The following is a 22,388-nucleotide window of genomic DNA, read 5'->3' as shown; positions in this document are numbered from 1 at the left end:
CCGCTGGTCGCCGCCGCCGCCGCGCCCGCGATGGCCGCCGCTGCCGCTCCGGCCCCGGTCGCCCCCGCGCCGGTTCAGGCCGAACTGCCGCCGCAGGGCCTGTTCGACGCCGCCGCGCATGACGGCCATTACGACCAGGGCGTCGAGGACCATCTCGACCAGGACCTGCCGCCGCCGGTCTATCGCCCGCAACCGGCCCAGACCCGCGCCGCCCCGCCGCCTTCGGCGATCGAGGCCGATGCGGGCAGCTTCGTCGCACCGCGCCCGCGCGGCCCCGCCGGTCAACCCTCGCCCGAGGCGCTGGCCCGGCTTCAGGCCGCCGTCTCGAAGACCCCGGCGATGAACGCGCAGCGCGGCGCCCCGATGCAGCCCCCGGCGCAGGCTCCGGCCCCGGCCGCCGCCAAACCGCGTTTCGGCATCGGCTCGCTGATCAACCGGATGTCCGGCCATGCCGAGGCGCCCGCCGATCCGCGAACAGACCTCCGGGCCGACCCCCGGGCGGATCATCGCGCCGCCCCGCCGGTCCCGCGCGCGCAACCGCCCGTCACCGCCTATGACGACGAGCCCGAGCACGGCAACGAGCACGACCGCATCGAAATCCCGGCCTTCCTGCGCCGCCAGGCCAATTGAAACGTTAACGCACCGCATTGCAAAGGGCCCGGATCTTTGGGCCCTTTTCTTATTGCAATCAATCGGTTGATCATGTTTCAGACTGTGTCACAAAGCGTTGCAAAAGGTGAATTGTGATGGGCTGGCCGCTTGACTATCTAGGTTTGGACGGGTGGCGGTCCGGCCGCGCCCAGGGAACAGTCAAGGAAGGCGCAGGCGTGCAGAACACTGTGAAATCGGCGGTCAGCTTCTCGGGTGTGGGACTTCACACCGGGCAGCCCGTGCGCATGACCGTGCGCCCGGCCTCGGCCGATTACGGCATCTGGTTCCGCCGCACCGACATCGTCGGTCGCGATGCGATGGTGCCCGCGATCTGGTCGGCGGTGACGCCCTCGAAACTGTGCACCCTGGTCGAGAACCAGGCCGGGGTCTCGGTCTCGACCATCGAACATGTGATGGCGGCGCTGTCGGGCTGCGCCATCCACAACGCGCTGATCGAGATCGACGGGCCGGAAGTTCCGATCCTCGACGGCTCGGCCGAGCCTTTCGTCGCCGCCTTCCTCGCGCGCGGCCTCACCGCCCAGATGACCGAGGTGCGGGCAATCCGCGTCCTCAAGCCGGTCGAGGTGCGCGAGGGCGAGGCGCTGGCCCGGCTCGACCCGGCCGACATGCTTCAGATCGACTTCAGCATCGACTTCGAGGAAGCCGCCATCGGCCACCAGGCCCGCAGCCTGCTGATGTCGAACGGCGCCTTCGTGCGCGAACTCTCCGACAGCCGCACCTTCTGCCGCCAGTCGGATGTCGACCAGATGCGCGCGCGCGGGCTGGCGCTTGGCGGCACGCTGGAAAACGCGGTGGTCTTCGATGGCGACCGGATCGTCTCGCCCGGCGGGCTGCGCCACCGGGACGAGCCGGTGCGCCACAAGATGCTGGATGCGGTCGGCGATCTTTCGCTGGCGGGCGGGCCGATTCTGGGCCGCTACACCGGCATCCGCGCGGGCCATGCCATGACCAACCGGCTGCTGCGCGCGCTTTTCGCCGATCCCCGCGCCTATCGCATCGAAGGTTGCGGCCAGCGCGTCGGCCAGAAGCTGCCCGGTGTGGGCGTGATCCGCGCCGATCTGCCCTCGACGCGCCGCCGCGCGGCCTGATCCGCGCGCGCAACGCCGGTTTTCCCTCGGAAATCCAACGCCGCCCCGGCCCTGCCCGGAGGCGGCTTTTCCTTTCTCCGGCGCCCCCAGGCCCCCCCGCGCGACCCCCGCCCGCGCTCTCGCCGATCCCGACGAAAGGCGTTTTGCGCCGCCGATTTTTCTGTGCTAGGAGAGGGCAAATCGGCCAGGCTCGCGCGTCACTCCCACGCGCCCCGGCGGGTCCGTGGATCGGCCCCGCGAAAGGCCAGGGCAAACGGGCGGGCCGGACAAGGTTGACGGGTTTGGATAGGCGGAAGATGGCAGGCAAGGCATCGGCGGGCATCCGGATGGGGGCGTTCGCGCTTCTGGCGGCTGCTCTTGCGGCTTGCGGCGGCACCTCGTCGAAAGAGGTGCCTCTGGACCAATATTCTGCGGAAGAGATCTTCCGCCAGGGCGAGGTCGCCCTGGAAACCGGCCGCCGCCCCGCGGAATCGCTGCGCTATTTCCAAGAGATCGAGCGGCTTTACCCCTATACCCAATACGCCCGCCGCGCGCTGATCATGCAGGCCTATGTCCAGCACCAGTCGAAGAATTACGAAGAGGCCCGCTCGGCCGCGCAAAGATTCCTCGACTTCTATCCGGGGGATGAGGATGCGGCCTATGCGCAATATCTGATGGCCCTGTCCTATTACGACCAGATCGAGGATGTCGGCCGCGACCAGGGCCTGACCTTCCAGGCGCTGATCGCGCTGCGCGAGGTGATCGAACGTTATCCCGACAGCGAATACGCCAGTTCGGCGATCATGAAATTCGATCTCGCCTTCGACCATCTGGCCGCGAAAGAGATGGAGATCGGGCGCTACTACCTCAAGCGCAAGCATTACACCGCCGCGCTGAACCGCTTCCGCACCGTGGTCCAGGACTTCCAGACCACCAGCCACACCCCCGAGGCGCTTTATCGCCTGGTCGAGATCTATCTGTCGCTTGGCTTCGAGGCCGAGGCCCAGACCGCCGCGGCGATCCTGGGTCACAACTTCCAGTCCTCGCCCTTCTATCAGGATGCGTTCAACCTGTTGAAAGGAAAGGGTCTCTCGCCCGAATCCAAGGGCGACAACTGGCTGTCGCAGATCTATCGCCAGATGATCCGGGGCGAATGGCTCTGACCCGCTGAACCAAAGGCCCACCCCACCTAAAACGCGCCCACCGAAAACGCGCCCCGGGATCCGCCAGAATGCTGCGTTCGCTCGACATCCGCGATGTGCTGATCATCGACCGGCTGACCCTTGAACTGGGGCCCGGGCTGAACGTGCTGACCGGCGAGACCGGGGCGGGGAAGTCGATCCTGCTCGATGCGCTCGGCATGGTACTGGGCTGGAAGGGGCGCGCCGATCTGGTGCGGGCGGGCGCCGCCCGGGGCGAGGTGGTGGCGGTCTTCGACCTGCCCACCGGCCATCCCGCCCATGCGATCCTTGAGGAATCCGGGATCGAGGCCGAGGGCGAGCTGATCCTGCGCCGCACCAGCCATGCCGACGGCCGCCGCCAGGCCTTCGCCAATGACCGCCGCGTCTCGACCGAGGTGCTGCGCGCCCTCTCCGAGACGCTGGTCGAGCTTCACGGCCAGCACGACGACCGCGGCCTGCTGAACCCGCGCGGCCATCGCGCGCTGCTCGACGCTTTCGGGGGCATCGACCTCGCGCCCCTGCGCGGGCATTGGAATGCGGTGCGCGCGGCGCGCGGCGCGCTGGAAGGGGCCGAGGCGCAGATCGCCCGCGCCCGCAGCGAAGAGGATTTCCTGCGCCATGCCGTGGCCGAGCTGGACCGCCTCGCCCCCCTGCCCGGCGAAGAGGCGAAGCTCGACGCGACGCGGCGGATGATGCAGGCCGCCGGGCGCATCCGCGAGGATGTCGCCCGCGCCTTCACCGCGCTGTCGCCCGAGGGCGCCGAGGGCCGGATGCGCGATGCGCAACGCTGGCTTGAGGGCGCGGCGGACAAGGCCGAGGGGCGGCTCGACGACGCGCTTGCCGCGCTGTCGCGGGCGGTGATCGAACTGGCCGAGGCGCAGTCAGGGATCGAATCCGCGCTCGACGCGCTCGATTTCGACCCTTCCGCGCTGGAGGCGGCCGAGGAGCGGCTTTTCGCGATCCGCGCCGCCGCGCGCAAACATGGCGTGGCGCCGGACGATCTGGCGGCCCATGCCGGGGCGCTGGCCGAAAGGCTTGCGGCGCTGGATGCGGGCGAGGCCGGGCTCGACCGGCTCGCGCGGGCGCTGGCCGGGGCGGAAGCCGCCTGGACCGAGGAGGCCGGGCGGATCACGGGCCTGCGGCAGCGGGCGGCCGAGCGGCTCGATGCCGCGATGGCCGCCGAACTCGCGCCGCTGAAGATGGAGCGCGCGGTCTTCGCCACCGTCCTCACCCCCGCGACGCCAGGGCCGGAGGGTGCCGACCAGGTCACCTTCACCGTCGCCACCAACCCCGGCGCACCGCCCGGGCCGCTGAACCGGATCGCCTCGGGCGGCGAGCTGTCGCGCTTCCTGCTGGCGCTCAAGGTCTGCCTGACCGGCGGGGCCGAGGGCCTGACCATGATCTTCGACGAGATCGACCGCGGCGTCGGCGGCGCCACGGCGGATGCGGTCGGGCGGCGGCTTCAGGCGCTTGCCCAGGGCGCACAGGTGCTGGTGGTGACCCATTCGCCGCAGGTCGCCGCCCTTGGCGCGCATCACTGGCAGGTGGCGAAACGGGTGGAGGGCGAGGTGACCCTCTCCACCGTCACCGCGCTTTCGCCCGAGCGGCGGGTCGAGGAGATCGCCCGCATGCTGGCGGGCGACCGGGTGACCGATGCCGCCCGCGCCGCCGCCGAGGCGCTCTTGCGCGCCTGACCGCCCGTCTGCATGCGCCCCCCGTTCACCTGACAGCGTGGCCAACCTGCCCCTCTGCATGACCGGGCCTGACTGCCCATCTGCCGACCGCTTATCGGCTTGGCCGACTGCCTGCCTGACTTGCCGCCCGCCTGCATGACCTGGGCCTGCCTCACCAGGCGCAGGGCCCCGCTCGCATCGGCGGTCTCTCCCCCCCCCGGAGCGGATCGCGGTTGCAAGCGCGGCCCCGCCGCCGAGCCCCCCTGCCTCCAAAGCGCCCCACACGCCGGGTCCGACCCCTCCGCCATGACCGCCATGCATGGCAGACCCCGCGCCTCTGCGGGTTTTCGCTGCACCGCAGCATGATACATTGGTGGTCGGGGGGAATGTCAGGAGCAAAGCCATGTTCGCCCCGTTCAAAGCCCTTCCCCTCAAGGCCCTGTTGCGCCCCTTCCACCTGCCGACGGTTTTCCCCGGGCATGAGGATGAAGAGAGCGCCTATCGCCGGATTGTCGCCCGCAACCGCCGCAAATCCGCCTGAGGCCCTGGCGGACCGACCTGGGGCTTGCCTTCGATCTGGCCCCGCTCGACGCAGCCTGACCTCGTCTAACGGACCTGCCCGCTCCGCCGCAACCCGCGCCAGAGCCAGGCCAGGGGCCAGCGCAGCACCGAGACCCCTCCGGCCAGAAGCAGCAGGCCGAAGACCGGCCCCGAGGTCCAGGTGACCCAGCCCAGAAGCGGGATGCCCACCGCCACCAGCCCCGCAGCCGCCCGCCGGTGATGGTCGCGCGACGGCAGCATGGCGATCAGATTGGCCAGGATCAGCCACAGGCAGGCCAGGGTAAGCGTGCTCATGACCCCGCCTCCGCCCGCCGGATCACCACGGCCCGGATCGCTATGGCCTGGCGCCTCATGCGGCCTGGCCGATCAGTCGCGCGGGCAGCGCATTGGCCCAGGCCGAGATCGTCCCCGCCCCCAGGCAGACGAAGATATCGCCCCGCCGGGCCTGTTCGCGAAACAGTCGCTCCAGATCGGCCTCGTCGATCACCGCGCGGGCATGGCGATGGCCATGCGCGATCAGCCCGGCGACCAGATCGTCGCGCCCGGCCCCCGGGATCGGATCCTCGCCCGCCGCATAGACCTGGGCGATGGCGACCACATCGGCCTCGTTGAAACAGGTGCAGAAATCCTCGAACAGGTTCGACAGCCGCGAATAACGGTGCGGCTGGTGCACCGCGATCACCCGCGCCCCCGGCGTGGCCGAGACGGACTGGCGCGCGGCCTTCAGCACGGCGGCGATCTCCACCGGATGGTGGCCGTAATCGTCGATGATCGCGACGCCGTTCACATCGGCCACCTTGGTGAACCGCCGGTTCACGCCGCCGAAAGCGGCCAGGGCGGCACGGATCTCGTCGCGCTTCATCCCCAGATGCCGCGCCACCGCCACCGCCGCCAAAGCGTTGGAGACATTGTGGTCCCCCGGCATCGGTAGCTCGCAACCTTCGATGATCGAACCTTCCCCTTCGTTCTGAAGCAGGATGTCGAAGCAGGATTTGCCATTTTCGAACCTGAGCCCGATGGCCCGCACATCCGCCTGGGCGTTGAAGCCGAAGGTCACGATGCGCCGGTCCGCCACCCGGCCGACCAGGGCCTGCACCTCGGGGTGGTCGGTGCAGCACACCGCCAGCCCGTAGAACGGGATGTTCGAGACGAAATCCTGGAACCCTTTGCGCAGGTTCTCGATCGTGCCCCAATGCTCCATATGCTCGGGGTCGATATTGGTGACGATGGCGATGGTCGCGGGCAGCCGGTTGAACGAGCCGTCCGACTCGTCGGCCTCGACCACCATCCATTCGCCCGCTCCGGCCCGCGCGTTCGAGCCATAGGCGTGGATCACGCCGCCGTTGATCACCGTCGGATCGAACCCGCCCTTGTCCAGAAGCGTCGCCACCATGGTCGTCGTGGTGGTCTTGCCATGCGTTCCCGCCACCGCGATGTTCGAGCGCATCCGCATCAGCTCGGCCAGCATCTCGGCGCGCCGGACCACCGGCAGCTTGCGCCGCCGCGCCTCTTCCAGTTCGGGATTGCCCGGCCGGATCGCCGAGGAGATCACCACGACCGAGACATCCTCGCCCAGGTTCTCGGCCGCCTGGCCCTCGAAGACCCGCGCGCCCAGCCCTTCCAGACGGGCGGTGATCTTCGACGCCTTCGCATCAGACCCCTGCACCCGGTAGCCAAGCGTGATCAGCACCTCGGCGATCCCCGACATGCCGATGCCGCCGATGCCGACGAAATGGATCGGGCCCAGTTCAAGGGGCAGTTTTGTGGCGGCACTCATGATCTTTCTCCTGCCAGATCCTCGACAAGGGCGGCCAGCCGCAGGACGGCATCGGGCTTGCCCGCGGCAAGCGCATTCGCCGCCATCCGGGCCGCCGAAGGGGCGTCGTCCAGGATCGCCGCCATCTGCCCGGCCAGCGCCTCGGCGTCAAGCCGCTTTTCGGGGATGACCACGGCGGCCTCGGCCTGCGACAGCGCGCGGGCATTGGCGCTCTGGTGGTCGTCCATCGCCTGGGCGAAGGGGATCAGGATCGAGGGCCGCCCGATCACCGAAATATCCGCGACCGACGAGGCCCCGGCGCGCGAGATCACCAGTTGCGCCTCGGACAGGCGGCGGGGCACATCGACGAAGAAGGGCGCGATCTCGACCCGGACACCCGCGGCGGCATAGGCATCAGAGGCGCGGACGGCATCCTCGTCGCGGGCCTGATGGGCGATGCGCAGGTTGCGTCGCACCCCCTCGGGCAGAAGCGCCACGGCGGCGGGCACCACATCCGACAGGATCCGCGCGCCCTGGCTGCCGCCGATCACCAGAAGCTCCATCGGATAGTCGCCCGGCGGGATATAGGGCGCGCCCGCGCGGTCCAGCACCGCGCGCCGCACCGGATTGCCGGTGTCCACCGCCTGCGCGCCCTGCGGCAGCGCGGTCGGCCAGATGCCGCAGGCGACGCGGTCGACCCGGGCCGCGAACAGCCGGTTCACCCGGCCGGGCACGCCGTTGGCCTCATGGATCATGCGGGGGCGGCGCAGCATCCAGGCCGCCGACAGGGCCGGAATGGAAGGATAGCCGCCGAAGCCCACCACCACGGCGGGCCGGTCGAACGCCATCCGCGCCAGTTGCGACAGGATGCCGCCCAGAACCCGGAACGGCACGGTGAGTTTCGCAAGCGCCCCCCCCCGCGCGAAAGTGGCCGAGGCCACCTCTTCGATACTCACCCCCTGCGGGAACCCCCCGGCATAGCGTGCCCCGCGCGCATCGGTCGAAAGCTTCACCCGCCAGCCGCGTTCCAGCATGGTCTCGGCCAGGGCCTGGGCGGGGAACATATGGCCGCCGGTGCCGCCGGCCGCGATCAGAAGCAGCTTCGGTTTCATCTGCGGTGCTTTCCGAAGATCTCGGCCATGCGGTCGCGCGGCCGCGCCCGGGTCAGCGCCAGCAGCATCCCCACCGTGATCCCCGCCGCGATGATCGACGATCCGCCGTAGGAGACGAAGGGCAGCGTCATGCCCTTGGCGGGCAGAAGCCGCACCGCCACGCCCATGTTGATCATGGCCTGGACGCCGAAGATGCAGGCCAGACCCGATCCCGCCAGCCGGGTGAAGGGATCGCATTCGCCCATCAGCCGGATCAGCGAGCGCACCACCACCACCCCGAACAAAGCCAGGATCACAAGGACCAGCATCAGCCCGTATTCCTCGGCCGCGACGGCGATGATGAAATCGGTATGGGCATCGGGAAGCTGCCATTTCACCTGGCCCTCGCCCACGCCCACGCCGAAGAACCCGCCCTCCTGGATCGCATTTGCGGCATAGCCAAGCTGGGTGCGCGGATCGACGTCGGGCGACAGGAAGCCGTCGATGCGGCGGGCGAAATGCTCGGAGGCGCCATAGGCGACGAAGCCCACCACCGCGACCAGCCCCGCAACCGAGCCCACCAGCACCATCGGCGCCCCGGCGACGAAATAGATCACCCCCCAGACGAAGACGATCAGCGCCGACTGGCCGAAATCGGGCTGCATGGCCAGAAAGCCCACCACCGCCACCAGGATCGCGAAGGAGATCAGCTTGCCGGGCGGGCCGTTCAGGTCCTGGCTCGCCGCCATCAGCCAGGCGGTGACGATGACGAAACCGGGCTTGAGGAATTCCGAAGGTTGCAGCGAAAAGCCGCCGATCGACAGCCAGCGCACCGCGCCCTTGCCGTGATCCTCGCCCATGACTGGCAGCGCGGCGACCAGAAGGAAGGCCGCGACGAAGCCAAGGATCCCCAGCCGCCGCACCAGCGCGGGCGGCGCCATCGAGATGCCCAGCATCGCCATCAGGCCAAGCGCGCCGAAGACCGCCTGGCGCTGGACGTAGAAGAACGGATCCAGCCCGTTGCGGTTGGCCAGCGGCACTGAGGCCGCCAGCCCCAGCAGCAGCCCGATCCCGAACAGGATGAAGACCGAGCTCATCGCCCAGCGGTCGATGGTGCGCCACCAGCGCGGCAGCACGGGCTCGCGTATGGCGACGGGTGTCGAGCCATAGACCATCTCAGTCATGGGAATACCGCCTCGGAAATGTTCTGCCTCTGGCCCGGATGTGTCCCCGGGTCCGCTGGGCACAAACTCTAGCGTCAAACCGGCGTCATGACCAGTGAAAACCCGCCCCCGGGCGGGCGCTTGCGCCGCCATCGGCGGGAAGGGGGGCGGGCCCGGATGCCGTCGGAGCCCGCGGCGCGCGGGAGGCCCGCGGCCCGCGCGGGTCCGGCGCCCGGATCGGGCCGGTTTTCCGGCACCCGCACAGGCCGGGGCCCGGCGCGGAGGCGTCCTCAGGAGGGCAGCGCCTCGACCAGTTCGATGAAATGGGCGCCGCGTTTCTCGAAATCGGGATATTGGTCGAAACTCGCCGCCGCGGGGGCCAGCAGGACGACCTCGCCCGGCTGGGCCTCGGCGGCGGCGCGGGCCACCGCGACCGCCATGGTCTCCGAGATCTCATGCGGGGTCGCCCCCAGTTGCAGCGCGAATTCGCGTGCCGAATGGCCGATCAGATAGGCCTTCACCACCGAGGGCAGAAAGGGCGCCAGCGCGCCGATGCCGCCGTCCTTGCCCATGCCGCCCGCGATCCAGCGGATCTTCGGAAAGGCCTGCAAGGCCTTGGCCGCGCTGTCGACATTGGTGGCCTTGGAATCGTTGACGAAACGCACCCCCCCGCGCTCGGCCACCAACTGGCTGCGATGCGGCAGGCCCGCGAAGCTGCGCAAGGCGGCCTCGATCAGCCTGGGCGCAAGGCCAAGCGCGCGGGTCGCCGCATAGGCGGCGCAGGCGTTCTGGTGGTTGTGCGCCCCCGGCAGGCCGTCGATCCCGCGCAGGTCGATCGAGGCGATCTGCCGCCCCCTGCGCCATTCCGCCAGAAAGCCCTTGCGGGCAAAGACCGACCAGCCCGGCCCCTCAAGCTTCTGCCCGGACGAGACCCGGATCACCCGGTCGTCCGCCGGGCCCTGGCCGATCTGGTCCGCCAGATAGCGGCCCTCGGCCTCGTCGACGCCGATCACGGCGCGGTCGGGCCCGCCCTCGGCGAAAAGGCGCCGCTTGGCCGCGAAATAGCCGCCCCTTCCGCCGTGGCGGTCCAGATGGTCGGGCGAAAGATTGGTGAAGACCGCCACATCCGGCGTCAGCGCGCGGGCAAGGTCGGTCTGGTAGCTGGACAGCTCCAGCACCACCACCGCGCCGTCCCCGGCGGGGTCTAGGTCCAGCACCCCCCGCCCGATGTTTCCGGCCATCTGCGCGGGCTTTCCGGCATGGGTCAGGATATGGTGGATCAGCGCGGTCGTGGTGGATTTACCGTTCGACCCGGTGACCGCGACCACCTTGGGCGTGGTCTCGAAATCGTCCCATTCCGGCCCGGACCAGCTTTGGAAGAACAGCCCGATGTCGTTGTCGACCGGCACCCCCAGATCCAGCGCGCGGGCGATGATCGGATGCGGCGCGGGATAGAGATGGGGGATCCCGGGCGAGGTGATCAGAGCGGCCACGCCCTCGAAGGCGGTGTTGCGGGTCAGATCGGTCAGGGCGAAGCCCTGCGCCTCGGCCTTGGCGCGCGATTCGGGGCTGTCGTCCCACAACAGCGGCTCGGCCCCGCCCGCCGCCAGCGCCCGCGCCGTGGCAAGGCCCGAGCGCCCCAGCCCCAGCACCGCAACCCTTTGCCCCTTGAAGCCCTTGACCGGGATCATCGGCCCGCCCCCCATGGTTTCGTGAAATAGAACTTGTTTCGTGAAATAGAACTTGTTTCGTGAAATAGAACTTATTTCGTGAAATAGAACTTATTTCGTGAAACGACCTTGGCGGCAGGGATAGGCCAGGGGCGGGCAAAGGGAAAGGGGCGGCGGGCGTGGGAGAGGCGCGAGAGCCACCGGGCGTCCGCCCTGGCACCGCGCGCCGTCACCGGCCGGGGGGCACGAGGCCCCGCCCCGCCCCCAAGCGTTGGCATCCGGCAAAGACCGAAGGATATGCCGCAAACCGGGACCGCACCCCTGCGCCTACACCGCACACCGCCGCCGCCGACAAAGCGCGCGGCACCGCCCACCGGAACGGGGAAACCGCCGCCTCTGCCCCGCCCCGGGGCTCAGCGCAGCTTCAGCGTCGCCAGCCCGACCATCGCCAGGATCAGCGAGATGATCCAGAACCGGATCACGATCTGCGGCTCGGCCCAGCCCTTCTTCTCGAAATGATGATGGATCGGCGCCATCAGGAAGATGCGTTTCTTGGTGCGCTTGTAATACAGCACCTGGATGATGACCGAAAGCGCCTCGACCACGAAAAGCCCGCCGACGATGGCCAGCACGATCTCGTGCTTGGTGCAGACCGCCATGGCGCCAAGCGCGCCGCCAAGCGCAAGGCTGCCGGTGTCGCCCATGAACACCGCCGCCGGGGGGGCGTTATACCAAAGGAAGCCCAGCCCCCCGCCGACAAGCGCGGCGGCGAAGACGATCAACTCGCCGGTGCCCGGCACGAAATGCACGCCCAGATATTCGGTGAAGTTGAAATTGCCGACGACATAGGCGATGGCGCCCAGGGTGGCGGCGGCGATCATCACCGGCATGATCGCCAGCCCGTCCAGCCCGTCGGTCAGGTTCACCGCATTGGCCGCGCCCACGATCACGATCATGCCGAAGGGCAGGAAGAAGATCCCCAGGTCCAGCAGCGCGTTCTTGAAGAAGGGAAAGGCCAGTTGCTCGGTCAGCGCCTCGGGATGGAAACGCGCCGCAGCATAGGTCGCCAGCGCCGCGATGGCCAGCCCCAGCAGCATCCGCATCCGCGACGAGACGCCCTTGGTGTTCTGCTTGGTGACCTTGGCGTAATCGTCGGCAAAGCCGATCAGCCCGAAAGCCAGGGTGACCAGCAGCACGATCCAGACATAGGGATTGTCGAGCCGCGCCCAAAGCAGCGTCGAGACCACCAGCGCCGACAGGATCAAAAGCCCCCCCATGGTGGGCGTCCCGGCCTTGGCCAGATGGCTTTGCGGACCGTCGTCGCGGATCGGCTGGCCCTTGCCCTGCTTGCGGCGCAGCAGGTTGATCAGCGGCCGCCCGAACAGGAAGCCGAAGATCAGCCCCGTCGCCAGCGCCGCCCCCGCGCGGAAGGTGATGTAGCGAAACAGGTTGAAGACATCGCCCCCGTCCGAGAACTCGGCAAGCCAGTAGAACATTCACGTCATTCCTTCGTCCGGCGGCCCATCCCCGGGACCGCAAGTCTGCATTCGTGCCGCGCCCGACCCCGGTGTTGCGCCCCGGGGACCCACGCCTTTCGTCAGGGCGCGGATTGGCCCAGTTTGCGCAGCGCGTCAACGACAAGGCTGACCTTCGAGCCCTTGGAGCCCTTCACCAGCACGATATCGCCCGCGTCGAACAACCCGCGGGCGCGGGCGGCAAGCTCGGGCGCGGTCTCGACCCACAGCCCGCGCCGCGCGCGCGGCAGGGCCTCGTAAAGCGCGCGCATCCTGGGACCGACGCAATGCAGGATCGACACGGCGTCCAGCCCGGGATGGCGGGCGACGGCGGCATGCAGCGCCAATTCCTCGTCGCCCAGTTCCAGCATGTCGCCCAGGATGGCGATGCGCCGCCCGCCGCCGACCGCGCCGATCCCGTCGGTGGGCCGCGCCGCGATCAGCACGTCGAGGCTTGCCGCCAGCGAGGCCGGGTTCGAGTTGAACGCGTCGTCGATCAGGTCGAAGAAGCTGCCCTCGACGCTGTCGAGCACGATCCGCTCGCGCGTGCCGCGCCCGGGCGGCGGCGCCCAGGCGGCGATGTCATGCGCCGCCAGCACCGGATCGAGGCCGAGCGCCCCCGCCACCGCCAGCGCGCCAAGCGCGTTGAGCGCGAAATGCCGCCCCGGCGTCGAGACCTTGAAGAGCAGCGGGCCGCCGGGGTGGCGGGCGCGCAGCACCGTGGCCTCGTCGGTCAGGCGCAATTCGGTCAACTGCCAATCCGCGCCCTCGCGGCTGCCGAAGCCGGTGATCCGCGCGTCCGCCTCCTGCGCCATGGCGAAAAGCAGCGGCGATTGCGGCAGGTCGGCATTGATCACGGCGATGCCGCCGGGGGAGAGCCCCTCGAAGATCGCGCCCTTTTCGCGGGCGATCTCCTCGACCGAGGGGAAGGCGGCGAGATGGGCGGGCGCGACCGTGGTGACCAGCGCCACCTCGGGGCGCGCCAGACGGGCCAGGGGCGCGATCTCTCCGGGGTTGCTCATGCCGATCTCGATCACGGCGAATTCGCTGTCGGCAGGCATCCGCGCCAGCGTCAGCGGCACGCCCCATTGGTTGTTGTAGCTGGCCTCGGCGACATGGGTGCGGCCGCGCGGCGCGAGGAAGGCGCGCAGCATCTCCTTGGTCGAGGTCTTGCCGACCGAGCCGGTGACGGCGACGACCCGGGCCGAGGTCCGGGCCCGGGCGGCGGCGCCGAGCGCCTCCAGCGCGGCGAGCACGTCCTCGACGATCAGGAGCGGCGCATCCTCGGCCACGCCGTCGGGCAGGCGCGAGACCAGCGCCGCCCCCGCCCCCGCCGCCAGCGCGGCGGCCACGAAATCATGACCGTCGCGCACGTCCCTGAGCGCGACGAAAAGATCGCCGGGCACGAGATTGCGGCTGTCGATCGAGATGCCGGAGACGGCGAAGGCCCGGGTCGCGCGGCCATGGGTGGCGCGGGCGGCCTGATCCGAGGTCCAGAGGGGGGGAAGGGTCATGGGTCATGCCTGTGCGTTGGTCGATGCGCGCGCGGGTGGTCGGGTGGACGGGTGGTCCGCGAAGCAGGGGGGCGCCTGCCCCCCTCGGTCTGGCGACCTCACCCCCCGGGGATATTTGAGCCAAGATGAAGGGGGCAAGGGGAAGGATTGGCGGGTTGCGGGGGGATGGGCTGTGCGGCGGCGGGCATGGTCAGATCAGCCCGTCGAGGGCGGCGACGGCGATGGAGGCCTGTTCGGCATCGTCGAAGGGGAAGATGTCGCCGCCGATCACCTGGCCGGTTTCATGGCCCTTGCCCGCGACCAGCAGCGCGTCGCCCGGTTGCAGCGCATCGACGGCGCGCAGGATCGCCTCGGCGCGGTCACCGACCTCATGGGCTTCGGGCACGGCGGCGAGGATGGCGGCACGGATCGTCGCGGGATCCTCGGAGCGGGGGTTGTCGTCGGTGACATAGACCACATCGGCATGGTCGCGCGCCGCCGCCCCCATGAGCGGGCGCTTGAGCCGGTCGCGGTCGCCGCCCGCGCCGAAGACGATCAGGATCCGTCCCATGACATGGGGGCGCAGCGCGCGCAGGGCGGTGGCGATGGCGTCGGGCGTATGGGCGTAATCGACGAAGACCGAGGCGCCGTTGGCGCGGCGCGCCACCTGCTGCATCCGCCCGCGCACCCCGGTCAGCCGGGGCAGCACCGCCATCACATCGGCCGGGGCGGCGCCGCAGCCGATCGCCAGCCCCGCCGCGAGGGCCACGTTCGCGGCCTGGAAATCGCCGATCAGATCCAGCCGGACCTGGAAGGCGCGATCCTTCCACAAGAGCCGCAATTCCTGCCCCGTCGCATCGGGCCGCACCGCCGCGATGCGCAGGTCGGCCCCTTCGGCGCGCCCCACCGACAGCACCGCATGGCCGTTTTCGGCCGCGCGCCGACCGGCCTCGGCCGCCATCGGGCTGTCGAGATCGACCACCGCCACCGCCTCTTCGGGCAGAAGCCGGGTGAAGAGGCCGAGCTTGGCCTCGAAATAGGCCTCCATCGTCAGGTGGTAGTCCAGATGGTCCTGGGTGAGGTTGGTGAAACCCGCCGCGCGCAGCCGCACCCCGTCGAGCCTGCGCTGGTCGAGCCCGTGGGACGAGGCCTCCATCGCGCCATGGGTGATCCCGGCCGCCGCCGCCTCGGCCAGCATGCGGTGCAGCGCCACCGGATCGGGCGTGGTATGCGAGGACGGCGCCGCCCAGTCCCCCTCGACCCCGGTGGTACCGATATTGATCGCGGCATGGCCGAGCGCCTGCCAGATCTGGCGGGTGAAGGTCGCGACCGAGGTCTTGCCGTTGGTCCCCGTGACCGCCACCATGGTCGCGGGCTGGGCACCGAACCACAGCGCGCTGGCGTAGGAGAGCGCCTCGCGCGGGTCGTCGACCACGACGAGGGCGAGGCCGTCCGCCCCCGGCACCCCGGCGATCATCGCCGCGCCCGCGGGATCGGTCAGGATCGCCGCCGCCCCCGCTCCGATCACCTGGGCCGCGAATTCCGCGCCGTGGCGGGTCGCGCCGGGCAGCGCCGCGAAGAGATAGCCCGGGCGCACCGCCCGGCTGTCCGAGGTGATCCCGGCAAGGCGCGGATCGCGGCCCTGGCGCGCCTTCAGCCCCAGATCCGACAGCGGCCTTTCCAGCCTGGGATCGCCGCCGTCCCGTTCCGTGCCCGCCATCTTCCCGCCCCCGATCAGTTGCGCGCGGCAGTTAGCGCGGTTACGACCGGTTCTTCAAGCAGGGGCCGCACGCCCAGAAGCGGCGCCACGCGGCGCACGATCTCGGCCGCGACGGGCACGCTGGTCCAGCCGGCGGTGCGCTTGGGGGTGGGGCCGGAGCTGTCCACCGGCTCGTCCAGCGTGACCAGGATGACGTAGCGCGGGTCCGAGGCCGGGAACATGCCCGCGAAGGTGTTGATGACCTTGTCCTTGTAATAGCCGCCGGATTTCTTGGGCTTGTCGGCGGTGCCGGTCTTTCCGGCCACCTCGTATCCCGGCACCTCGGCCAGCGAGGCGGTGCCCTCGGTCACCACCTTGCGCAGCATCATCCGCGCATCGGCCGCCACCCGCTCGGACATCACCCGCACGCCCGAGGCCGGACCCTCGCGGCGCAGGAGCGTCGGTTTCACATAGATCCCGCCATTGGCGATGGCGCCATAGGCCGCGACCAGATGCATCGGGCTGGCCGACATGCCATGGCCGTAGGAGGCGGTGATGGTGACGATCTCGCTCCAGTTCCGGGGCAGCAGGGGCTTGGCGCCGGGGGCCTCGATCAGCTCAAGCGGGGTCGGTTCGAAAAAGCCCAGCGATTTGAGGAAGGCCTGCTGGCGCAGGGGGCCGATCATCAGCGCGATATGCGCCGTGCCCACGTTCGAGGATTTGGCGATCACCTGGGTCACCGACAGCAGCGGGCCGTAGTTCTTGCCCTCGAATTCGCCGATCCGGTGCTTGCCCCAACGCATTGGCGCATTGGCATCCACCATGGTCTCGGGCCCGACGAGGCCAAGCTCCATCCCCTGGGCGGCGGCGAAGATCTTGAAGGTGGAGCCCAGCTCGTAGACGCCCTGAACCGCGCGGTTGAAAAGCGGGCTGTCCGAGGGTTCGTCGTCCTTGCCGAGCAGCGGCACGGGGCGGTTGTTCGGATCGAAGGTCGGGGCCGATGCCATGGCCACGACCTCGCCCGAGCGGGCATCCATCAGGATCGCCGCGCCGCCCTTGGCGTCCAGCATTGTGATGGCGGCGCCCAGCACCTCCTCGACCGTGGCCTGGACCGACAGGTCGATCGACAGCGCCAGCGGCTCGGTGCCCCGAGCCGGGTCGCGCAGCCGCGCATCCATCGCCTTCTCCACCCCGGCGGTGCCGATCACCTCGGCGGAATGGACGCCCTCGGCGCCGAAGGAATAGCCGCCCAGGATATGCGCGGCCAGCGTGCCGTTGGGGTAAAGCCGCATCTCGCGCGGGCCGAACAGCAGGCCCGGGTCGCCGATCTCATGCACCCTTTGCATCTGTTCGGGGCTGAGGACCTTGCGCACCCACATGAAGCGCCGCCCGTCGGTCAGGCGGCGTTCCAGCGCCACCGGGTCGATCTCGGGGAAGATCGCGGCCAGTTTCCGCGCCGATCCCGCCGGATCCACCATGTCGCGCGGATGGGCGTAAAGCGAATAGGTCGTCATGTTGGTGGCCAGCAGCCGACCGTTGCGGTCGGTGATATCGGCGCGCTGCGCCACGATCTCGGCCCCGGGGGCCGAGGCCACCGGCTCTTGCGGCTGCGAGGCGGCCAGATGGCCCATCCGCACGCCGATGGTCAGATAGGCGCAGGCGAAGGCCAGCCCCAGCAGCCCCAGCCGGGCGCTGGCGCGGCCCTGGGTCTTTTCATGCATCGCGGCATGGCGGGCGGCCAGGTTCTCGCGTTCGATCAGGTCGGGGTTTTCGCCCTCTTCGCGGGCCTGAAGCACCCGGGCCAGCGGACGAAGCGGCTTGCGCAGGCTCATCAGAGGCCCTCCTCTTCACCGGATGCGGTGGTGGCGATGTCTTCCAGCGCGCCCTCGGGCAGTTCGATCGCCGGGATTTCCGGCACCGGGAACACGACCTGGCCGGGGGTGCCGAACTGCTCGGGCTCCATCGGCATCAGGCCGAGCGCGTCGAAATTCAGCCCCGCCAGCTCGCGCAGCCGGTCGGGACGGTTCAGATAGGCCCATTCCGCCTTCTGCACCGACAGCGCCTCGCGCAATCCGGTGATCTCGCGTTGCAGCGCCCGCACCTCGCGCAGCGCGGCCTGGGTGGTGTAATTCTCGCGGTAGGCCCAGAAGCCGAGCGCGATCAGCGACAGGAAGGTCAGCACATAAAGCACGGGGCGCATCATCGGCGTCCTTTGCTGTTGAACCGGGGAAGGCCGAGCGCATCGGCATCGGGCGCGCGGGCGGGCGCATCGGTGCGGACCGCGACGCGCAGCTTGGCCGAGCGCGACCGGGGATTGGCGGCCAGTTCGGCCTCGTCCGGGCCGATGGCCTTCTTCACCGGCAGGGTGAAGCGCGGCGCCACACCCGCGCGCGCGGGGGCATAGCGGTTGGCGGCGGGCTCGGCGCCCGAGGCCTGCTGGAAGAACCGTTTCACGATGCGGTCCTCAAGGCTGTGGAAGGTCACGACCGCCAGCCAGCCGCCCGGTTTCAGCGCGCGTTCGGCGGCGGCCAGCCCTTCGACCAACTGGTCGAATTCGGCGTTGACCGCGATGCGGATGGCCTGGAAGCTGCGGGTGGCGGGATGGCTTTCGCCGGGTTTGGGGCGCGGCAACTGGCGCGCGATCACGCCCGCAAGCTGCAAGGTGGTCTCGAAAGGCGCGGTGCGGCGGGTTTCCACGATGGCGCGGGCGATGCGGCGCGAGGCGCGCTCCTCGCCGTAATGATAAAGGATATCGGCGATTTCGCCTTCCGCGGCGGTATTGACCAGATCGGCGGCCGAGGGGCCGGACTGGCTCATCCGCATGTCGAGGGGGCCGTCCTTCTGGAAGGAGAATCCCCGCTCGGCCAGGTCGAGCTGCATCGAGGACACGCCAAGGTCCAGCACCACCCCGTCGACCGGGACGCCCGCCAGCTCGTCCATCTCGGAAAACGTGCCCAGGGCCAGGCGCAGCCCGGGCCACTCCGCGATCCAGCCCGAGGCGAGCTCATGCGCCAGCGGGTCGCGGTCGATGCCCAGGACGCTCTTCGCGCCCGCCGCCAGAAGCCCGCGCGCATAGCCCCCCGCCCCGAAGGTGCCGTCGATCCAGTCGCCCGCGACCGGCGCCACGGCGGCCAGCAGCGGCGCCAGCAGCACCGGCACATGCGGCATGTCGGCGGACGGGATTTCAGGTCGGGAAAGGCCGGGAACCGAAGGATCGGAGCGCGTCATGGCCCTAGCCCGCCCTGCGCGCGCGCCCGATCAGCGCCAGCGGATCGACATCCGCGTCATCGTCGTCATCCTCGTCCTCGGCGTAATAGACCTCGGCGCGGTAAAGCTTGAACCGGTCCGAGGTGCCGACGAAGGTGACTTCGGTGCCGCTGGTGGATTCACTGTCGCCGTAACCCAGTTTCGCCCGCACCTTGGGCGGCAGGACGATGCGGCCGTCGGGCTCGATCTCGATCATCACGGAGCGCGAGATCATCTCGCGCTCGGCCCGGTCGCGGGCCTTGGATCCGATCTCCATCTCTTCGATCATCTCGGCCAGCCGGTCGGCCCCGGCCTTGGAATAGCATTCCACGAAGTTCCGCGTCTTGCCACCATAGACCATGTAGACGCGGGGGCGCGAGGCTTCGGGGCGGTCGGGATCGTCGGCTTCGAGCACACGGCGGAACGAGGCCGGGATGGAGACCCGGGCCTTGCCATCGACCTTGGTGTCGATCTCGCCTCTGAATGCCTCTGCCATCTGCCTGCGTCGGCCCTGTCCCAAGCCCGTGGCGCCCTGGCCTTTCGGCCGTTGAAATAAAATGGGCGGACCGGACTGCTGCCACTGTCCGATCCGCCACTGTCCCATCGCTGGGCGTCCAGCCACGCGCGCCACCTGGGGGAGATGTCTGCTCGCTCGCGCGCCGGATCTGTTGTCGGAAGATGAGAAGGGGTGCCTGTATGAAGCTGCCTTTTTTCGCCTTTGTTCGGGGTCTTTGCGCCGCCCCTCGCGTTCTCTTTGGCCCATCCCGTCTTCCGTGAACAAGGGATGCCATGGGCATAGGTGGGATAGCAAGGGAAATTTTGGAAAAAAACCGCCAGATCTTGTTCCGGGCGGGGCCGAAAACCAGCATCTTGTGGTCCGATCCGGCTTCACAATCCAATATATAGCGATCAATTCGCAGTGACTGCCTAGATATGGAGGGAATCTCCAGCACGAGAATTTTCCCACTTTTTCCCGGATGCTCGGCCCGGATCGATCCAACCGCCGCCGATACTGCAGATTCACCCCGCCCGAAAGGCGGATTCGATCCGATTCTCTCTACCGGAGGGCGAATGCGGGGGTATTTTCCCGTAAATTCCCAAATCCGATGATTCGGCGCTGTCCCGTCCCATCCCGTCCCATGCCCCGCCCTCCCCCAGGCCCGGAGGGCGCGAAACGAAAGCGCCCGCATCCGGGATGGATGCGGGCGCGCGCCCGGCAGGGTGTCCGAGGGAGGATCTCAGGCGATGCCGCCGTCGATCAGGCGCCGGGCCAGACGCGCATAGGCTTCGGCATTCGGCCCCTCGCCCGCCGCGACCGGCACGCCGCCGTCGCCCGCCTCGCGCACCTCCAGCGCCAGCGGCAATTCCCCCAGGAAGGGCAGGTCCAGCCGCGCCGCCTCGGCCGCCACGCCGCCATGGCCGAAGATATGGGATTCGTGGCCGCAGTTCGGGCAGACGAAGGTCGACATGTTCTCGATCAGCCCCAGCACCGGGGTATTGAGCTTGCGGAACATGTCGAGCGCCTTCCGCGCATCCAGCAGCGCCACGTCCTGCGGGGTCGAGACCACGATGGCCCCGGTCAGATGGGTGCGCTGCGACAGGGTAAGCTGCACATCCCCCGTGCCCGGCGGCAGATCGACGATCAGCACGTCCAGCCGCCCCCAGGCGACCTGGCCCAGAAGCTGCTGCAGGGCGCCCATCAGCATCGGGCCGCGCCAGATCACCGCCTCGTCCTCCTTGAGCAGCAGCCCCATCGACATCATGGTGACGCCATGGGCCTGAAGCGGCTCGATCACCTTGCCGTCGGCCGAGGCCGGACGTTTCGAAACCCCCATCATCCGCGCCTGGCTCGGCCCGTGGATATCGGCGTCCAGAAGCCCCACGCGCCGCCCGGCCCGCGCCAGCGCCACGGCAAGGTTCGACGAGACGGTGGATTTGCCGACGCCGCCCTTGCCGCTGGCCACGGCGATGATGCGGTCGATGCCCGAGATCCGCTGCGGCCCGCCCTGCTGCGGCGTCGGATGGCCGCCGATCTTCAGGCTGGGCGGGGCGGCCTGTTGCCCCGCCGCCTGCCCCGCCCCCTGCCCCGAACGCGCCTTGACCTCGGGCGGCGCACCGGCGGGGCCATGGGCGGTGGTGACGATCCGCACCTCGTCCACCCCCGGCAGCGCCAGAAGCGCGCGCCGCGCCTCGGCCTCGACCGGGGCCAGGCCGCGCGCCTCCTCGGGGCTGGCCGCCTCGATCACGAATCGCAGCACCCCGCCTTCCATCGCCAGGGCCCGAATCATGTCGCGCGAGGCAAGCGTCCCGCCGCCCGGCACCGGAACCGCCGAAAGAGCCCTCAGGATATCCTCATGCGTCATGGCACAGTCCTTTCCAGCGCGTCCCGGGCATTCCGGCACCCCTTGCCACCGAAACCCGCGTCACAGACTCGTCATTTTTCGGCAAAGGGCAAGCAGGTGCCGCAGCGTCAGTTTTCACAATGTCCAGAATTCAGGCAAACCCGCTGAAATCACTATCATACCGGCCATGCCAAGCCATGCGGAAGGCGCATGACAGGATTGCGGACCTCCCCTATTGTGCAACTGCAGAAACTCGCTCACGTTAGGAACAACGAAAGCCGCCACGTCAGAGCCATCGGGCAAAGGGGTGACGGCGCAGACCACCGGGACACCCCCGGCTCCGAGATCCGAAGGCGACAGTTGAAATGGCTTACGTTCAGAGTTCCAGCGCAATGACAGGCCGCCGTGGCGCGGTTCGGTTCGGCCTTATCGGGCATCTTGGCGATGTGATCGCACGGCGCAGGCTCTACAGCCACACCATGGCCGAACTTCGCAACCTGAGCGACCGCGAACTGGCCGATCTGGGGATCTCGCGCCTTTCCATCGCCCAAGTGGCCCATGAGGCCGCCTACGGCAGATAAGTTTCGATTTCCACGGCCCCGCTCCTCCTCCCAGGGGCCATGGTAAAAGCGGCACCGCCTCTCCTCCTCCCTGGCGGTGCCGCGACCTGATACGGAGCCCCCTGGCTCCACCCGGTTTCGGCGGCCCTCTCCTCCTCCCTGGGCCATCGGACCTGCGGCGACCTCCTCCTCCTCCCTGAGGTCGCCGCACCCCATATAGGCCCCTTGTTCCGGGCCAGAGATTCGGCGGCCCTCTCCTCCTCCCTCGGGCCCTCGAACCAGCGGCGGTCTCTCTCCTCCTCCCTGAGACCGCCGCACCCCATAACGCCCGCCATCCTTGCGGGCAGGACTTCGGTGGCCCCCTCCTCCTCCCTGGGTCATCGGATTGCGCGGCGGCTCCTCTCCTCCTCCCTCGGAGCCGCCGCGTCCGAATTTCGGCCCGACAAACCCGGGCCAGATGGTTTCGATGGCCCCCTCCTCCTCCCTGGGGCCGGTCGGACCGCGCGGCAACCCCTCTCCTCCTCCCTTTGGGTTGCCGCGCACTCCCTCCTTCCCGGTGCGATTGGTGGCGTCGCCCTTCTCTAATCGGCGTGGTGAGGTCAAGCACTTTCGAGCTTTCAGCTTGCGCGGCGTTTAACGCATTGGTTAGACTTCACATTTTTCTTTTTGGAGTCGTGCAGGAAGACTGACGTGGTTCAAT

The 22,388-nt window shown here is 69.3% G+C and carries 18 protein-coding genes and 1 pseudogene; 6 read left to right on the top strand and 13 right to left on the bottom strand.

Annotated elements, in window-relative coordinates; translation table 11 throughout:
• The 5 genes and pseudogenes from ABNX41_RS20400 to ABNX41_RS20380 all read left to right on the top strand — a co-directional run.
• Positions 1-630: pseudogene (locus ABNX41_RS20400) on the top strand (cell division protein FtsZ); the annotation flags it as partial.
• A 197-nt stretch (positions 631-827) separates the two neighbouring features.
• Positions 828-1,760, top strand: coding sequence for a UDP-3-O-acyl-N-acetylglucosamine deacetylase (gene lpxC / locus ABNX41_RS20395; protein ID WP_438671532.1), 933 nt, complete (start codon positions 828-830; stop codon positions 1,758-1,760).
• Positions 1,761-2,056: 296 nt separating this feature from the next.
• Complete coding sequence (locus tag ABNX41_RS20390; protein ID WP_438671531.1) at positions 2,057-2,902, top strand: outer membrane protein assembly factor BamD; 846 nt, start codon at positions 2,057-2,059, stop codon at positions 2,900-2,902.
• Positions 2,903-2,970: 68 nt separating this feature from the next.
• A complete protein-coding gene (gene recN / locus ABNX41_RS20385; RefSeq protein ID WP_438671530.1) occupies positions 2,971-4,614 on the top strand; it encodes a DNA repair protein RecN in 1,644 nt (547 codons plus the stop codon).
• A 382-nt stretch (positions 4,615-4,996) separates the two neighbouring features.
• Positions 4,997-5,134 carry a hypothetical protein gene (locus ABNX41_RS20380; protein WP_438671529.1) on the top strand — a complete coding sequence of 46 codons (138 nt, stop codon included), beginning with the start codon at positions 4,997-4,999 and terminating at the stop codon, positions 5,132-5,134.
• A gap of 65 nt (positions 5,135-5,199) precedes the next feature.
• Here the strand turns inward: ABNX41_RS20380 and ABNX41_RS20375 are convergent, their stop codons facing one another.
• The 13 genes from ABNX41_RS20375 to ABNX41_RS20315 form a co-directional block, all read right to left on the bottom strand.
• Positions 5,200-5,448 (bottom strand): DUF2484 family protein, encoded by a 249-nt coding sequence (locus tag ABNX41_RS20375; RefSeq protein ID WP_438671528.1) that lies wholly within the window; start codon positions 5,446-5,448, stop codon positions 5,200-5,202.
• A gap of 55 nt (positions 5,449-5,503) precedes the next feature.
• A complete protein-coding gene (murC, locus tag ABNX41_RS20370) occupies positions 5,504-6,931 on the bottom strand; it encodes a UDP-N-acetylmuramate--L-alanine ligase (protein ID WP_438671527.1) in 1,428 nt (475 codons plus the stop codon).
• Complete coding sequence (locus ABNX41_RS20365; RefSeq protein ID WP_438671526.1) at positions 6,928-8,022, bottom strand: UDP-N-acetylglucosamine--N-acetylmuramyl-(pentapeptide) pyrophosphoryl-undecaprenol N-acetylglucosamine transferase; 1,095 nt, start codon at positions 8,020-8,022, stop codon at positions 6,928-6,930. The genes murC and ABNX41_RS20365 overlap by 4 nt, the downstream gene beginning before the upstream one ends.
• Positions 8,019-9,185 (bottom strand): peptidoglycan glycosyltransferase FtsW, encoded by a 1,167-nt coding sequence (locus ABNX41_RS20360; protein WP_438671525.1) that lies wholly within the window; start codon positions 9,183-9,185, stop codon positions 8,019-8,021. The genes ABNX41_RS20365 and ABNX41_RS20360 overlap by 4 nt, the downstream gene beginning before the upstream one ends.
• Positions 9,186-9,454: 269 nt before the next feature.
• Positions 9,455-10,855, bottom strand: coding sequence for a UDP-N-acetylmuramoyl-L-alanine--D-glutamate ligase (gene murD, locus ABNX41_RS20355; protein WP_438671524.1), 1,401 nt, complete (start codon positions 10,853-10,855; stop codon positions 9,455-9,457).
• Between the two features lie 392 nt (positions 10,856-11,247).
• The gene (gene mraY, locus ABNX41_RS20350; protein WP_438671523.1) at positions 11,248-12,330 is read right to left on the bottom strand and encodes a phospho-N-acetylmuramoyl-pentapeptide-transferase; all 1,083 of its coding nucleotides are present in this window, start codon (positions 12,328-12,330) and stop codon (positions 11,248-11,250) included.
• Between the two features lie 101 nt (positions 12,331-12,431).
• Positions 12,432-13,862 (bottom strand): UDP-N-acetylmuramoyl-tripeptide--D-alanyl-D-alanine ligase, encoded by a 1,431-nt coding sequence (locus ABNX41_RS20345; RefSeq protein ID WP_438671522.1) that lies wholly within the window; start codon positions 13,860-13,862, stop codon positions 12,432-12,434.
• A 190-nt stretch (positions 13,863-14,052) separates the two neighbouring features.
• Positions 14,053-15,561: a UDP-N-acetylmuramoyl-L-alanyl-D-glutamate--2,6-diaminopimelate ligase gene (locus ABNX41_RS20340; protein WP_438671521.1), complete on the bottom strand. Its 1,509-nt coding sequence runs from the start codon at positions 15,559-15,561 to the stop codon at positions 14,053-14,055.
• Positions 15,562-15,575: 14 nt separating this feature from the next.
• Positions 15,576-17,372, bottom strand: a complete 1,797-nt coding sequence (locus ABNX41_RS20335) for a peptidoglycan D,D-transpeptidase FtsI family protein (protein WP_438671520.1) — start codon at positions 17,370-17,372, stop codon at positions 15,576-15,578.
• Positions 17,372-17,740 (bottom strand): cell division protein FtsL, encoded by a 369-nt coding sequence (gene ftsL, locus ABNX41_RS20330; protein ID WP_438671534.1) that lies wholly within the window; start codon positions 17,738-17,740, stop codon positions 17,372-17,374. The genes ABNX41_RS20335 and ftsL overlap by 1 nt, the downstream gene beginning before the upstream one ends.
• Positions 17,740-18,708 (bottom strand): 16S rRNA (cytosine(1402)-N(4))-methyltransferase RsmH, encoded by a 969-nt coding sequence (gene rsmH, locus ABNX41_RS20325; protein ID WP_438671533.1) that lies wholly within the window; start codon positions 18,706-18,708, stop codon positions 17,740-17,742. Before rsmH ends, ftsL begins: the two co-directional genes overlap by 1 nt.
• A gap of 64 nt (positions 18,709-18,772) precedes the next feature.
• Entirely contained in the window at positions 18,773-19,282 is a 510-nt protein-coding gene (locus ABNX41_RS20320) for a division/cell wall cluster transcriptional repressor MraZ (protein WP_438671519.1), read from the bottom strand.
• A 742-nt stretch (positions 19,283-20,024) separates the two neighbouring features.
• Positions 20,025-21,149 (bottom strand): Mrp/NBP35 family ATP-binding protein, encoded by a 1,125-nt coding sequence (locus tag ABNX41_RS20315; RefSeq protein ID WP_438671518.1) that lies wholly within the window; start codon positions 21,147-21,149, stop codon positions 20,025-20,027.
• A gap of 344 nt (positions 21,150-21,493) precedes the next feature.
• On the opposite strand from ABNX41_RS20315, the gene ABNX41_RS20310 reads away from it, so the two are divergent.
• Positions 21,494-21,709, top strand: a complete 216-nt coding sequence (locus ABNX41_RS20310) for a DUF1127 domain-containing protein (RefSeq protein ID WP_438671517.1) — start codon at positions 21,494-21,496, stop codon at positions 21,707-21,709.
• Positions 21,710-22,388: the final 679 nt, after the last annotated feature.

Source organism: Pseudogemmobacter sonorensis (assembly GCF_042762395.1).
GTDB lineage: Bacteria > Pseudomonadota > Alphaproteobacteria > Rhodobacterales > Rhodobacteraceae > Pseudogemmobacter > Pseudogemmobacter sonorensis.
The sequence above is the reverse complement of the archived record's forward strand: the minus strand, read 5'-3'. Positions and strand labels throughout refer to the sequence as shown.

What these genes read in the sequence shown, in the direction of transcription:
- murD (WP_438671524.1), bottom strand. Translation starts at nt 10,855, where the DNA reads ATGATCCCGGTCAAGGGCTTCAAGGGGCAAAGGGTTGCGGTGCTGGGG.
- ABNX41_RS20315 (WP_438671518.1), bottom strand. Translation starts at nt 21,149, where the DNA reads ATGACGCATGAGGATATCCTGAGGGCTCTTTCGGCGGTTCCGGTGCCG.
- mraY (WP_438671523.1), bottom strand. Translation starts at nt 12,330, where the DNA reads ATGTTCTACTGGCTTGCCGAGTTCTCGGACGGGGGCGATGTCTTCAAC.
- ABNX41_RS20390 (WP_438671531.1), top strand. Translation starts at nt 2,057, where the DNA reads ATGGCAGGCAAGGCATCGGCGGGCATCCGGATGGGGGCGTTCGCGCTT.
- ABNX41_RS20365 (WP_438671526.1), bottom strand. Translation starts at nt 8,022, where the DNA reads ATGAAACCGAAGCTGCTTCTGATCGCGGCCGGCGGCACCGGCGGCCAT.
- ABNX41_RS20345 (WP_438671522.1), bottom strand. Translation starts at nt 13,862, where the DNA reads ATGACCCTTCCCCCCCTCTGGACCTCGGATCAGGCCGCCCGCGCCACC.
- ABNX41_RS20340 (WP_438671521.1), bottom strand. Translation starts at nt 15,561, where the DNA reads ATGGCGGGCACGGAACGGGACGGCGGCGATCCCAGGCTGGAAAGGCCG.
- rsmH (WP_438671533.1), bottom strand. Translation starts at nt 18,708, where the DNA reads ATGCCGCATGTGCCGGTGCTGCTGGCGCCGCTGCTGGCCGCCGTGGCG.
- recN (WP_438671530.1), top strand. Translation starts at nt 2,971, where the DNA reads ATGCTGCGTTCGCTCGACATCCGCGATGTGCTGATCATCGACCGGCTG.
- ftsL (WP_438671534.1), bottom strand. Translation starts at nt 17,740, where the DNA reads ATGCGCCCCGTGCTTTATGTGCTGACCTTCCTGTCGCTGATCGCGCTC.
- ABNX41_RS20335 (WP_438671520.1), bottom strand. Translation starts at nt 17,372, where the DNA reads ATGAGCCTGCGCAAGCCGCTTCGTCCGCTGGCCCGGGTGCTTCAGGCC.
- murC (WP_438671527.1), bottom strand. Translation starts at nt 6,931, where the DNA reads ATGAGTGCCGCCACAAAACTGCCCCTTGAACTGGGCCCGATCCATTTC.
- ABNX41_RS20320 (WP_438671519.1), bottom strand. Translation starts at nt 19,282, where the DNA reads ATGGCAGAGGCATTCAGAGGCGAGATCGACACCAAGGTCGATGGCAAG.
- ABNX41_RS20375 (WP_438671528.1), bottom strand. Translation starts at nt 5,448, where the DNA reads ATGAGCACGCTTACCCTGGCCTGCCTGTGGCTGATCCTGGCCAATCTG.
- ABNX41_RS20310 (WP_438671517.1), top strand. Translation starts at nt 21,494, where the DNA reads ATGGCTTACGTTCAGAGTTCCAGCGCAATGACAGGCCGCCGTGGCGCG.
- ABNX41_RS20360 (WP_438671525.1), bottom strand. Translation starts at nt 9,185, where the DNA reads ATGACTGAGATGGTCTATGGCTCGACACCCGTCGCCATACGCGAGCCC.
- ABNX41_RS20380 (WP_438671529.1), top strand. Translation starts at nt 4,997, where the DNA reads ATGTTCGCCCCGTTCAAAGCCCTTCCCCTCAAGGCCCTGTTGCGCCCC.